Annotated in this window: 1 protein-coding gene (running past one end of the window); it reads right to left on the reverse strand. The window is 73.4% G+C overall.

Annotation, left to right across the window (positions count from 1 at the left end; genetic code table 11):
- Positions 1-14,806 carry the 3' portion of a type I polyketide synthase gene (locus ACFU7Z_RS00390; protein ID WP_380775031.1) on the reverse strand. It continues 3,473 nt past the right edge of the window, so only the last 14,806 of its 18,279 coding nucleotides appear in the window; the start codon falls outside the window, past its right edge; it ends in the stop codon at positions 1-3.

Consider the following 14,806-nt stretch of genomic DNA (forward strand, 5'->3'; position numbering starts at 1 on the left):
TCAGGAGTCTTTGCCATCGAGGGCTATGCGAATGAGGTCTTCGGCGTCCATGCCGTCGATGGACTCCGTGTCCGTTCGACTGTCCGCGCCGTTGTCCTGGGCCGGGTCGGCGAGTTGCAGCAACAGGTCCAGCAGGCCGGCCTGCCGGATGCGGGCCAGCGGGATCGCCGAGATGGCCTCCCTGAGGGCCAGCTCGTCCGCGTCACCCTCCGGAGCGGCCTGCTCCGGCATGAACTCGCGCAGGATCTGCTCCGCGAGGGCGGTGGCGTTCGGGTGGTCGAAGACCATCGTGGAGGCCAGCCGGATACCGAGCGCCTTCGAGAGGCGGTTCCGCAGCTCGACCGCTCCGACGGAGTCGAAGCCCAGCTCCTTGAAGGCCCGCTGCGGCAGCACGTCGTCCGCCGAGTCGTAGCCGAGGACGGCGGCCGCGTGACCGCGCACCAGGTCGGTCAGGACCTGGCGCTGCTCCGCGGCCGGCATTCCGGCCAACCGGCCCGCCCACTCGCTGACTTCCTCGGTCGTGGTGGTGCCGGCCTCGGCGGCCAGGGCCTCCCGAACCTCGGGGAGGTCCGTCAGCAGACGGCTGGCCCGGTGAAGGGTATAGGTCGGCACGAACTGCGGCCATTCGAAGCCGGCCACCACCATCGCGCCCTCACCGGCGTCCAGGACCTGGCCCAAGGCCAGCATGCCCCGACGTCCGTCGATGCCCTCCATGCCGAACTCGCGCAACCGCTCGCCACCGGAGCTCGCGGCCATCCCGACACCGGCCCACAGGCCCCACGCGACCGAGGAGGCCACCAGGCCACGGGAACGACGATCCTCGACCAACGCGTCCAGGTGCGCGTTCGCCGCAGCGTAGCCACCCAGGCCGCCGCTGCCCCAGACACCCGCGCCCGACGAGAACAGCACGAACGCGTCGAGGTCCCGACCCGCCGTCAACTCGTCCAGCACTGTGGCGCCGCCGACCTTCGCCGACAACAGCCAGGACAGGTCCGAAGGCTCGATCTCCTCGACCGGCCTACGGTCACCGACACCCGCCGAATGAACCACCGACGACAACACCGGGCCCGCCGCATCGATACGGTCCAGGACCTCCGCCACGGAAGCACGGTCGGCGATGTCACACGCCACCACGTCGACTGCCGCACCGCGAGCCGCGATCGAGGCCGCCAGCTCCGCCACACCGGCGGCACCAGGACCCGAACGGGACGTCAGCACGACCCGTGAGGCACCACGATCCGCCACCCACTGGGCGGTGATCGCACCGACACCGCTCGTACCGCCCGTCACCAGGACCGACCCACGTGGCGACCACGCCTCGCGGACGACCGGACGGCCGGCACGCACCAACCGCCGCGCCACCACCCCGCCCGCACGCACCGCCACCTGGTCCTCATCGCCGACCAGGACGGACGCCAGCCGCGCACCGACGCGGGCGTCCACGGCGGCCGGCAAGTCGATCAGCCCGCCCCAGCGGCCCGCCAACTCCAGCGCCGCCACAGCTCCCAGACCCCAGACCTGCGCCTGCACCGGCCGCACCACATCACCCGCGACCGCACCCACCGCACCCCGCGTGACCACCCACAGCGGGGCGGACACACCGAGCCGGCCAAGCTCCTGAACCAGCGCGACCGTCGCGGCCAGACCGCCGGGAACCAGCGGGAACGCTTCCTCCGGCGACTCGTCCAGCGCCAGCAGCGAGACCACACCCCGCAGGTCGGAGTGCGCGGCCACCGCAGCGGCGACACCGTCCGGAGTCGAGCGGACGACCCGCGCACCCGGAAGGTCCAGCGCCTCCGCGACCGCAGCCGCGTCGGTGCCGTCCCCGACCAGCAGCCACGTCCCGGTCAGCACCCCGCCGGACTCGTCCACCGGCGCCCACGACACCCGGTACCGCCAGTCCGCGACCGCCGACCCGGCCCGCTCACGGCGCCGCCAGTCGGTCAGCGCACCCAGCGCGGCATCCGCCGGGTCCACCCCGAGCAGACCGGCGAGCGCGGTGACATCACCGCTCTCCACGGCGGTCCAGAAACCCGCCTCCGCACCGGTGGCCACCGTGACGTCCGCGCGCTTGCGGTCCGCCTCCGGCCAGTAGTGGCGGTGCCGGAAGGCGTAGGTGGGCAGGTCCACCGTCGAACCGCGGCCGAGTACGGCGGCCCAGTCGACCGGGAGACCCTGCGCGTACACCTCGGCGAACGAGGTCAGCAGACGCTGGGCGCCGCCTTCCTCCCGTCGCAGCGTGCCCGCGACGACCGGGGACAGCGTCTCCAGGGCGTCGCCGATCGCCGGGGTCAACACCGGATGCGGCGACACCTCCAGGAACACACCGTGCCCGGACTCACCCAGCAGACGAACCGCCCGCTCGAACTCGACGGTCTCCCGCAGGGACGCGTACCAATACGCCGGGTCCAGCTCGGAGCCGGCCAGCCACTCGCCCGTCAGCGCGGAGATCATCGGGACCTGCGCCTCACGAGGCCGGATCCCCTCAAGGACGGAGAGGATCTCCTCGCGCAGCTCGTCCACATGGGCGCTGTGCGAGGCGTAGTCCACCGGGATCATCCGGGCGCGCGGGAACTCCCCGCACGCCTCGGCGAGTTCGCGCAGCGCGTCGGCGTCACCGGAGACGACGGTCGCCGACGGACCGTTCACCGCCGCGATGGACAACCGGGAACCGTACGGAGCGATCCGCGCCCGCACACCCGCCACCGGCTCGGCGATCGACAGCATCCCACCGCGACCAGCAAGGGCCTTCAGGGTCTTGCTCCGCAGAGCCACGACCTTCGCGGCATCGCCGAGGGAGAGAATCCCCGCCACAGCGGCGGCGGCAATCTCGCCCTGCGAGTGACCCACCACAGCGTCCGGAGCGACACCCGCCGCCTCCCACACCGCAGCCAGCGACACCATCACCGCCCACAGCGCCGGCTGCACCACATCAGCAGCCTCGAAACCGTGCCGGCCCGCCAGAACATCGTCCAACTGCCAGTCCACGTACGGCGCGAGAGCCGCAGCGCACTCCGCCAGCCGCGCCGCGAACACCGGCGACGACTCCGCCAGCTCGCGACCCATCCCGACCCACTGGCTCCCCTGCCCCGGGAAGACGAACACCGTCCGCCCCACACCAGCAGCAGCCACCGAACCGGTCACCACGCCCGCCGCCGGCTGCCCCGTGGCCACCGCCGCCAGACGCTCAGCGAACTCGCCCCGCTCGCCGCCGAGCACAACGGCCCGGTGCTCCAGCGCCGCACGCGCCGTCGCCAGCGACCACGCCACATCGCCGACCGACAACTCCCGCCGCGCCAGCATGTGTTCACGCAGTCGGCCCGCCTGGCCGGCGAGCGCCTCGGCGTCCCGTCCGGACAGCACCCACGCCGGGACACCGCCCGACAGCACCGGCACCACGTTCCCGCCGTCACTGTCGACGGGCGCCTCCGCCTCGGCCGGCGCCTCTTCGATGATCACGTGCGCGTTGGTGCCGCTGATGCCGAAGGCCGAAACACCCGCCCGACGCGGCCGCTCGCCCGCCGGCCACGCCACCTCGTCCTGGAGCAGACGGACGTTGCCCGTCTCCCAATCCACGTGCGAGGACGGCTCATCGGCGTGCAGCGTCTTCGGCAGCACACCAGCTTGCAGGGCCAGCACCATCTTGATCACACCGGCCACACCCGCGGCCTGCTGGGCGTGCCCGATGTTGGACTTCACCGACCCCAGCCACAACGGCCGGTCCTCGAACCGCTCCTGGCCGTACGTCGCCAGCAGCGCACCCGCCTCGATCGGGTCACCCAGCTCCGTACCCGTCCCGTGCGCCTCGACCACGTCCACATCCGCCGCCGAGATCCGGGCGTTGGCCAACGCCGCCCGGATGACCCGCCGTTGAGCAGGACCGTTCGGCGCCGTGAGACCGTTCGACGCACCGTCCTGGTTGATCGCGCTGCCGCGCACCACACCGAGCACCCGGTGCCCGTTGCGGCGGGCGTCCGACAGCCGCTCCAGCACCAGCATTCCGACGCCCTCGCCCATACCCATGCCGTCCGCGCCCTCGCCGAAGGCCTTGCAGCGGCCGTCGGCCGACAGCGCGCGCAGCCGCGAGAAGCTCACGAACTCGCCCGGGTCGGCCATCACCGTCACACCGCCGGCCAGCGCCACCGTGCACTCGCCCGACCGCAGCGCCTGCACCGCCTGGTGCATCGCCACCAGCGAGGAGGAGCACGCCGTGTCGACGGTCACCGCGGGCCCGTTCAGGCCCAGCGTGTACGACACCCGGCCGGACAGGACGCTGAGCGCGTTCCCGGTGATCAGGTGCGCCTGGGCCTCCGCTTCGTCGCCCAGCACCCCGATGTAGCCGGAGGCGGCCGCACCGATGAACACGCCGGTCGCGGAGCCGTGCAGCGACTTCGGGTCGATGCCGGCCCGCTCGACGGCCTCCCAGGAGGTCTCCAGCAGCAGCCGCTGCTGCGGGTCCATCGCCATCGCCTCGCGCGGGCTGATCCCGAAGAACCCGGCGTCGAACTCCCCGGCGCCGCCGAGGAATCCGCCCTCGATCACATAGGTCGAGCCCTCGGCGTCCGGGTCCGGGTCGAACAGGCCCTCGACGTCCCAGCCGCGGTCGGCCGGGAAGCCGCTGATCGCGTCGCCGCCCGCGGCCAGGAGGTCCCACAGCTCCTCGGGCGTCCGGACACCGCCGGGGTAGCGGCAGGCCATGCCGACGATCGCGATCGGATCGGTCGAGGCCGGTTGCACCACCACCGGAGCGGTCTCCTCCGAGACGCTCCCGAACAGCGCGGCCAGGATCTCGTCCGCCAGCGCGGACGCGCTCGGGTGGTCGAAGATCACCGTGGACGGCAGCCGGACGCCCACGGCCGCGTTCAGGCGGTTGCGCAGGTCCACGGCGGTCAGCGAGTCGAAGCCCAGCTCCCGGAACGCCCGGCTGGCCACGATCTCGTCCGCCGACTCGTGGCCCAGCACCGCGGCCGCCTGCGTCCGCACCAGCTCCACGACGATCCGGCGCCGCTCGGCCACCGACAGGCCCGCCAGGCGCGCGGCGAACTCGTTGCGCTGGTCGTCGACCGGACGGCCGGGGGCGGTGTCCTCCTGCGCCTCCGGAATGGTGTCCAGCAGCGGACGGGGACGCGCGGCCGTGAACACCGGCGCGAACTTCTCCCACTCGACGTCCGCGACCGCGATGAACGTCTCGTCGTCCGCGAGGACCTCACCCAGCGCGGTCAACGCCCGCTGGGTGTCCAGGAAGTTCATGCCCTGCCGCAGCAGCCGGTGCGGGGTCACCCGGCCCGGCGCCTGGTCCATCACCGCGTCCACGGCGTCCCAGTCGCGGGTGTTCCACACACCCCACGCGATCGAGGTACCCGGCAGGCCCCGGCCGCGCCGGTCCTCCGCGAGCCCGTCCAGGAAGGAGTTCCCGGCGGCGTAGGCGGCGTGGTCGTTGCTGCCCCAGGTCGCCGAGATCGACGAGAACATCACGAACTCGTCGATGCCCAGGTCCGCCGTCGCCTCGTCCAGATAGGTGGCGCCGGCCGCCTTCGCGCCCAGTGCCGCCGCCAGGCCTTCGTGATCCGTGTGCTCGACCCGCGAGAGGTACGGGGTGTTCGCCGAGTGCAGGACGGTCGACAGGCCGGGACCGGTGTTCTCGATCCACGCCACCATCGCCGCAACCTGCGCACGCTCCGTCAGGTCGCACGACACGACCTCGACGGCCGAACCGCCGTTCGCCACGGCGGCGGCCAGCGCCGCCACACCGTGCGCCGACGGGCCGGACCGGGAGGTCAGAACCACCCTCGGCGCGCGGTGCTCGGCAAGCCACGGACCGATGCAGACGCCGATCGAGCCGGTGCCACCGGTCAGCAGGACGGTGCCACGCGGCGACCAGCCCGCCGACTCCACACGGCGGGCCTCCGCCCGCACCAGACGGCGCAGGAACACACCCGACGGCCGCACCGCGACCTGGTCCTCACTGCCATCGGCGAACACGCCGACCAGCCGGGCCGCGGCATCGGCGTCCACCACCGGCGGCAGGTCGACCAGACCGCCCCAACGGTCCGCGTGCTCCAGACCGACGGCCCGGCCCAGACCCCAGACCTGCGTCTGGGTGGGGCTGGTCGTCACCTCGCCGGCTACGGCCTGCACCGCGCCGCGGGTCAGCACCCACAGCGGAGCGGTGACCCCGGCCCGGCCCAGCGCCTGCACCAGGTCGAGGGTGTCGGCGCTGCCGCGCGGGACCCACCCGAACTCGGCGTCCGGCGACTCGTCCAGGGCCAGCAGCGACACCACGCCCTGGACATCCGCACCGGCGACGGCCTCGTCGAGGCCCGCCACCGTCGTCCGCACGACCTCGGCGCCACAACTCGCCAGCGCCTCGGCCATCACACCGGCGTCCGCCGCGTCCCCGACCAGCAGCCAGGTACCGGACAGGACCGCCGGGCCGCTCCCGGTCGCCGGCTGCCAGGTGATCCGGTAACGCCAGTCGTCCACCGACGCCCTGGCCCGCTGCGGGGTGCGCGGCTCCGGCCAGAACCGCTGGCGCTGGAAGGCGTACGTCGGCAGGCCGACGCTCTCGCCACCACCGAGCACCGTCGCCCAGTCCACCGGAGCGCCCTGGACGTAGGCCTCGGCGAAGGACGACAGCAGGCGCTCGGCCCCGCCGTCCTCGCGCCGCAGGGTGCCGACCACCACCGAGCCGTCGACGTCCTCGACCACGTCGCCCACCGCGCCGGTCAGCACCGCGTGCGGGGACACCTCCACGAACACCCCGTGCCCGGAGGCGCCCAGGATCCGGACCGCCCGCTCGAACTCGACGGTCTCGCGGAGCGAGGCGTACCAGTAGTCGGGGTCCATCTCCGGGCCCGACAACCATGCGCCCGTCAGCGCGGAGACCATGGGGATGCGGGCCTCGGTCGGCACGATGCCCTGGAGAACAGCGAGGATCTCCTCGCGCAGCTCGTCCACGTGGGCGCTGTGCGAGGCGTAGTCCACCGGGATCATCCGGGCGCGCGGGGACTCCCCACAGGAGTCCGCGAGTTCACGCAGCGCATCGGCGTCACCGGAGACGACCGTCGCCGACGGACCGTTCACTGCCGCCACCGACAGGCGGGCGCCGTACGGAGCGATCCGCGCGCGGACACCCGCCACCGGCTCGGCAATCGACAGCATCCCACCACGACCAGCAAGGGCCTTCAGGGTCTTGCTCCGCAGAGCGACAACCTTGGCGGCGTCGTCCAAGGAGAGAATCCCCGCGACGGCCGCAGCGGCAATCTCGCCCTGCGAGTGGCCGACCACGGCGTCAGGAGCGACACCCGCCGCCTCCCATACGGCGGCGAGCGAGACCATCACGGCCCACAGCGCCGGCTGCACCACATCGGCGGCCTCGAAGCCGTGCCGGCCCGCCAGCACATCGTCCAACTGCCAGTCCACGTACGGCGCGAGTGCCTCGGCGCACTCCGCCAACTTCGCGGCGAAGACCGGCGAGGCCTCCGCCAACTCGCGCCCCATGCCGACCCACTGGCTGCCCTGACCGGGGAAGACGAACACCGTCCGCCCCACCCCGCCAGGAGCCACCGAACCGGTCACCACACCGGACGCCGGCTGCCCCGTGGCCACCGCCACGAGACCCGCCGCGAGCTCACTCCGCTCGCCACCGAGCACGACCGCCCGGTGCTCCAGCGCCGCACGCGCCGTCGCCAGCGACCAGGCCACATCGCCGACCGACAACTCCGGCCGCGCCAGCACGTGTTCACGCAGTCGACCGGCCTGACCGGCCAGTGCCGCGACGCTCTGGCCCGACACCGTCCACACCGAAGGCGCGGTCCCGAGGACCTCCGGCGCCGGCTGCTCCGCCGGGCGCTCGGCCTCGACCGCCGCGACCGGCGCTTCCTCGACGATCAGGTGGACGTTGGTGCCGCTCACGCCGAACGCCGACACACCCGCCCGGCGCGGGCGCCCACCCGCCGGCCACTCCACCGCCTCCTGGAGCAGACGGACGTTGCCCGTCTCCCAGTCCACGTGCGAGGACGGCTCGTCCGCGTGCAGCGTCTTCGGCAGCACCTCGTGCCGCAGCGCCATCACCATCTTGATCACCCCGGCCACGCCGGCGGCGCACTGCGAGTGCCCGATGTTGGACTTCACCGACCCCAGCCAGAGCGGCCGGTCGGCGGCGCGGTCCTCGGCCTGCCCGTAGGTGGCCAGCAGCGCCTGCGCCTCGATCGGGTCACCGAGCGTCGTGCCGGTGCCGTGCGCCTCGACCACGTCCACGTCCGCAGCCGACAGCTGCGCGTTCGCCAGCGCCGCACGGATCACCCGCCGCTGCGAAGGCCCGTTCGGCGCCGCCAGACCGTTCGACGCGCCGTCCTGGTTCGCCGCACTGCCACGGATCACCGCCAGCACCTGGTGCCCGTTGCGCCGGGCATCGGACAGGCGCTCCAGCAGCACCATGCCCGCGCCCTCGCCCCAGCCGATGCCGTCGGCCTCGTCCGAGAACGCCTTCGACCGGCCGCTGGAGGCCATGCCGCCCTGCTGGGCGAACTCCATGAAGGCGGCCGGGGAGACCATCACCGCCACGCCGCCGGCCAACGCCATCGAGCACTCGCCGGCCCGCAGCGCCTGCACCGCCTGGTGCATCGCCACCAGCGAGGACGAGCACGCCGTGTCCACCGTCAGAGCAGGACCGGTCAGGCCCAGGCAGTACGAGATCCGGCCGGAGTGGACAGCGGTCACGTTCCCGATCAGCCGGTAGCCGTCCAGGCTGGTGTCCTCGACGGGCAGGACCGAGCTGTACCCCGAGAAGTTGGCGCCGACAAAGACGCCGGTCGCCGAGCCGTGCAGCGACTTGGGGTCGATCCCGCCGTGCTCGATGGCCTCCCAGGAGGTCTCCAGCAGCAGCCGCTGCTGCGGGTCCATCGACAGGGCCTCGCGCGGGCTGATCCCGAAGAACCCGGCGTCGAACTCGGCCGCGTCATGGACGAATCCGCCCTGTCGCCGGTACTCCTGGCCCTTGCCGAACTCCTCCTCGTAGGCGTCCCACCCGCGGTCGGTCGGGAAGCCGCCGATGGTGTCGGTGCCGGAGGCCACCATGCTCCAGAACTGCTCGGGGCCGACCGCCCCGCCCGGGTACCGGCATCCCATGCCGACGATCGCGATCGGCTCGCCGATCGCCGCGGCCACGACCTGGACCGCGCCGTCCCGCTGGACCGTCTGCTCGTCCGCGCCGACGAGTTCGCCGCGGACGTAGTCCGCGACAGCGGCGGCGTTCGGGTGGTCGAAGACCATCGTGGAGACGAGCCGGACACCGAGCGCCTTCGACAGGCGGTTCCGCAGCTCGACCGCTCCGACGGAGTCGAAGCCCAGCTCCTTGAAGGCCCGCTGCGGCAGCACGTCGTCCGCCGACTCGTGCCCGAGGACGGCCGCCGCGTGACCGCGCACCAGGTCGGTCAGGACCTGGCGCTGCTCCGCGACCGGCATCCCGGCCAACCGGCCCGCCCACTCGCCGACTTCCTCGGTGGTGGACTCGACGGCGGCCTCGGCGGCCAGGACCGCACGGACCTCGGGAAGGTCCGCCAGCAGACGGCTGGCCCGGTGCAGGGTGTAGGTCGGCACGAACTGCGGCCAGTCGAAGCCGGCCACCACCATCGCACCCTCACCGGCGTCCAGGACCTGGCCCAGCGCCAGCATGCCCCGACGCCCGTCGATGCCCTCCATGCCGAACTCGCGCAACCGCTCGCCACCGGAACTCGCGGCCATCCCGATGCCGGCCCACAGGCCCCACGCGACCGAAGAAGCCACCAGGCCACGGGAGCGGCGGTCCTCCACCAGCGCGTCCAAGTGCGCGTTCGCCGCCGCATAGCCGCCCAGGCCACCGCTGCCCCACACACCCGCACCCGACGAAAAGAGCACGAACGCGTCGAGATCCCGGCCCGCCGTCAACTCGTCCAGCACCATGGCACCGCCGACCTTCGCCGACAGCAGCCAGGACAGGTCCGAAGGCTCGATCTCCTCGACCGGCCTACGGTCACCGACACCCGCCGAGTGGACCACCGACGACAGCGCCGGACCGCTCGCGTCGATCGAGTCGAGCAGGCCCTTGACGGAGGCGCGGTCGGCGACGTCGCACGCCACCACCTCCACTGCCGTCCCGCGAGCCGCGATCGAGGCCGCCAGCTCCGCCACACCGGCGGCACCCGGTCCCGAACGGGACGTCAGCACGACCCGCGAGGCGCCACGATCCGCGACCCACTGGGCGGTGATCGCACCGACGCCGCTCGTACCGCCCGTCACCAGGACCGAACCGCGCGGCGACCACGCCTCGCGCACGCTCGGACGACCGGCGCGCACCAACCGCCGCGCCAGCACACCGCCCGCACGCACCGCGACCTGGTCCTCGACACCCGCGAGAACCGACACCAGCCGCGCACCCGTACGTGCGTCCACGGAAGTCGGAAGGTCGATCAGCCCGCCCCAGCGGCCCGCCAACTCCAGCCCCGCCACGGCACCCAGACCCCAGACCTGCGCCTGGACCGGCCGCACCACATCACCCGAGACCGCACCCACCGCACCCTGCGTGACCACCCACAGCGGGGCCACAACCCCGGCACGATCGAGCGTCCGGATCAGCGCGAGCGTGTCAGCACCACCACGCGACACCCACGGGAACGCCGCCTGCGGCGACTCGTCCAGCGCCAGCAGCGACAGCACTCCGCTCAGGTCGGAGCACGCGGCCACCGCCTCACCCACGGCATCCACCGCAGTACGGACCACGGTTGCCCCGTGGGACTCCAGCGCCGCCGCGACCGCAGCGGCATCCGGGGACTCCCCCACCAGCAGCCACGTCCCGGTCAGCACCCCTCCGGACTCGCTCACCGGCGCCCACGACACCCGGTACCGCCAGTCCGCGACCGCCGCATCGGCCTGGCCACGGCGCCGGTAGTCGGCCAGCGCCGGCAACACCTCGCCCAGCCGGTCGCCGTCGATGTTCAACGCCGCCGCCAGGCCGTCGGCGTCCCCGCCCTCGACCGCCGCCCAGAACTCGGCATCGATGACGGAGCCCTCGGCAACCTCGGCCACCGCCTCGGGCCAGTAGTGACGGTGCTGGAACGCGTACGTCGGCAGGTCCACCGTCGAACCACCGGCGAGGACCGACACCCAGTCCACCGTGGCGCCCTGGACGTAGGCCTCGGCGAACGACGTCAGCAGGCGGTCCGCACTGCCCTCGTCGCGCCGCAAGGTGCCCACCACGACCGGGGACAGCGCCTCCAGGGCGTCGCCGATCGCCGGGGTCAGCACCGGGTGCGGCGACACCTCCAGGAACACACCGTGCCCGGACTCACCCAGCAGACGAACCGCCCGCTCGAACTCGACGGTCTCCCGCAGCGACGCGTACCAGTAGGCCGGGTCCAGCTCGGAACCCGACAGCCACTCGCCCGTCAGCGCGGAGATCATCGGGACCTGCGTCTCACGAGGCCGGATCCCCTCAAGGACGGAGAGGATCTCCTCGCGCAGCTCGTCCACGTGCGCGCTGTGCGAGGCGTAGTCCACCGGGATCATCCGAGTGCGCGGCGAATCCCCGCACGCCTCGGCGAGTTCGCGCAGCGCGTCGGCGTCACCGGAGACGACCGTCGCCGACGGGCCGTTCACCGCCGCCACCGACAACCGGGAACCGTACGCGGCGATCCGCGCACGGACACCCGCCACCGGCTCCGCGATCGACAGCATCCCGCCACGACCCGCCAGCGTCTTCAGAGTCCGGCTGCGAAGAGCAACAACCTTCGCCGCATCCTCCAGCGAAAGAATCCCCGCGACAGCAGCAGCCGCGATCTCACCCTGCGAGTGACCGACCACGGCGTCCGGAGCGACACCGGCCGCCTCCCAGACCGCAGCGAGCGACACCATCACGGCCCACAGCGCCGGCTGCACCACATCAGCGGCCTCGAAACCATGAAGCCCGGCCAGCACATCGTCCAACTGCCAGTCCACGTAAGGCGCGAGAGCCTCGGCGCATTCCGCCAGCCGCGCCGCGAACACCGGCGACGAAGCGGCCAGCTCACGCCCCATCCCGACCCACTGGCTCCCCTGACCCGGGAAGACGAACACCGTCCGCCCCACCCCACCGGGAGCGAGTCCGCCGGTCACGACACCGGGCGCGGGCTGCCCCGTGGCCACCGCCGCGAGACCCGCCGCGAGCTCACTCCGCTCGCCGCCCAGCACCACCGCACGCTGCTCGAACACCGAACGCGTCGTCGCGAGCGACCACGCCACATCTCCGACCGACAACTCCGGCCGCGCCAACACGTGTTCACGCAGTCGACCGGCCTGACCGGCCAGCGCCACCGCACTACGACCGGAGACCCGCCACACCGACGTCCCGCCGGTCAGCACCGGAAGCTCCGGGAGCTCCGGCCCAGGCTCGGACGCCGCCTCGACGGCCGCCGGGGCCTCCTCCACGATCACGTGGACGTTGGTGCCGCTGATCCCGAAGGCCGACACGCCCGCCCGGCGCGGCCGCTCGCCCGCCGGCCACTCCACCTGCTCCTGGAGCAGCCGGACGTTGCCCAGGTCCCAGTCCACGTGCGAGGACGGCTGCTCGGCGTGCAGGGTCTTCGGCAGCACGCCGTGCCGCAGCGCCATCACCATCTTGATCACACCGGCCACACCCGCGGCCTGCTGGGCGTGCCCGATGTTGGACTTCACCGACCCCAGCCACAGCGGCCGGTCCCCGGCGCGTCCCTGGCCGTAGGTGGCCAGCAGCGCGCCGGCCTCGATCGGGTCGCCGAGCGTGGTGCCGGTGCCGTGCGCCTCGACCGCGTCGACGTCGGACGCCGACAGCTGGGCGTTGGCCAGCGCGGAGAGGATCACGCGCTGCTGCGAGGGGCCGTTGGGCGCGGACAGGCCGTTGGAGGCGCCGTCCTGGTTGACGGCGCTCCCGCGGAGCACGCCGAGCACCTGGTGCCCGTTGCGGCGGGCGTCCGACAGCCGTTCCAGCACCAGCATGCCGACGCCTTCGCCGATGCCCATGCCGTCCGCGCCGTCGCCGAAGGCCTTGCAGCGGCCGTCGGAGGACAGCGCGCGCAGCCGCGAGAAGCCGACGAACTCGCCGGGGTCGGCCATCACGGTCACACCGCCGGCCAGTGCCACCGTGCACTCGCCCGACCGCAGCGCCTGGGTCGCCTGGTGCAGCGCGACCAGCGAGGAGGAGCACGCGGTGTCCACGGTCATCGCCGGGCCGACCAGGCCCAGGGAGTAGGCGATCCGGCCGGAGAGCACGCTCAGCGCGTTCCCGGTGATCAGGTGGGCCTGTACGCCGGCCTCGTCCCCGACCGCGCCGAAGTAGCCGGACGGGGCCGCGCCGATGAAGACGCCGGTCGCCGAGCCGTGCAGCGTCTGCGGGTCGATGCCCGCGCGCTCGACGGCCTCCCAGGAGGTCTCCAGCAGCAGGCGCTGCTGCGGGTCCATGGCGAGGGCCTCGCGCGGGCTGATGCCGAAGAACCCGGCGTCGAACTCCCCGGCGCCGCTGAGGAATCCGCCCTCCACGACGTAGGTCGAGCCCTCGGCGTCGGCGTCCGCGTCGAACAGCGCCTCGGCGTCCCAGCCGCGGTCGGCCGGGAAGCCGCTGATCGCGTCCCCGCCGGCGGCGATCAGGTCCCACAGCTCCTCGGGCGAGCGCACGCCGCCCGGGTAGCGGCAGGCCATGCCGACGATCGCGATCGGCTCCGAGGGCGCGGCGGCCACCGCGACCACCTGGCCGGGGCCCTCCGCCCCGAACAGCGCGCTCAGGATCTCCTCGGCCAGCACGGACGCGCTCGGGTGGTCGAAGACGACGGTGGACGGCAGGCGCAGGCCGCAGGCGGTGTTCAGGCGGTTGCGCAGCTCGACGGCGGTCAGCGAGTCGAAGCCCAGCTCGCGGAAGGCCCGCGTCGCGACGATCTCGTCCGCCGAGTCGTGGCCGAGGACCGCGGCGGCGTGCGAGCGCACCAGCTCCACGACGCTCCGGCGCCGCTCGGCCGCCGACAGGCCGGCCAGCCGCGAGGCGAACTCGCCGCGCTCGTCGGCGGCCGTCGTGGCGGCCGTCTCGGCCCGGGCCTCGGGGATGGTGTCCAGCAGCGGGCGCGGGCGCGCGGCCGTGAAGACCGGCGCGAACTTCTGCCACTCGACGTCCGCGAGGGCGATGAAGGTCTCGTCGTCGGCGAGGACCTCGCCGAGCGCCGTCAACGCCCGCTGGGTGTCGAGGAAGTTCATGCCCTGCCGCAGCAGGCGCTGGGGCGTCACCCGGCCGGGTGCCTGGTCCATCACCGCGTCGACGGCGTCCCAGTCGCGGGTGTTCCAGACGCCCCAGGCGATCGAGGTGCCGGGCAGGCCGCGGGCCCGGCGGTCCTCCGCCAGCGCGTCGAGGAAGGCGTTGCCGGCGGCGTAGGCGCCGTGGTCGTTGCTGCCCCAGGTCGCCGAGATCGACGAGAAGAGGACGAACTCGTCGATGCCCAGGCCGGCCGTGGCCTCGTCCAGGTGGACGGCGCCGGCCGCCTTCGCGCCGAGCGCGGCGACCAGGCCTTCGCGGCTGGTGTCCTCCACCCGGGCCAGGTAGGGCGCGTTGGCGGAGTGCAGGACGGTGGACAGGCCGGGGCCGGAGGCCTCGATCCAGGCCACCAGGCCGGTCGCCTGGCCCCGGTCCGCCAGGTCGCAGCTGACGACCTCGACGGCCGATCCGCCGTTCGCCACGGCGGCGGCCAGCGCCGCCACACCGGGCGCCGACGGGCCGGAGCGGGAGGTCAGAACCACCCTCGGCGCGCCGTGCTCGGCCAGCCACGGGCCGATG

Source organism: Kitasatospora sp. NPDC057518, assembly GCF_042802075.1.
In the GTDB taxonomy this organism is placed as follows: Bacteria; Actinomycetota; Actinomycetes; order Streptomycetales; family Streptomycetaceae; genus Kitasatospora.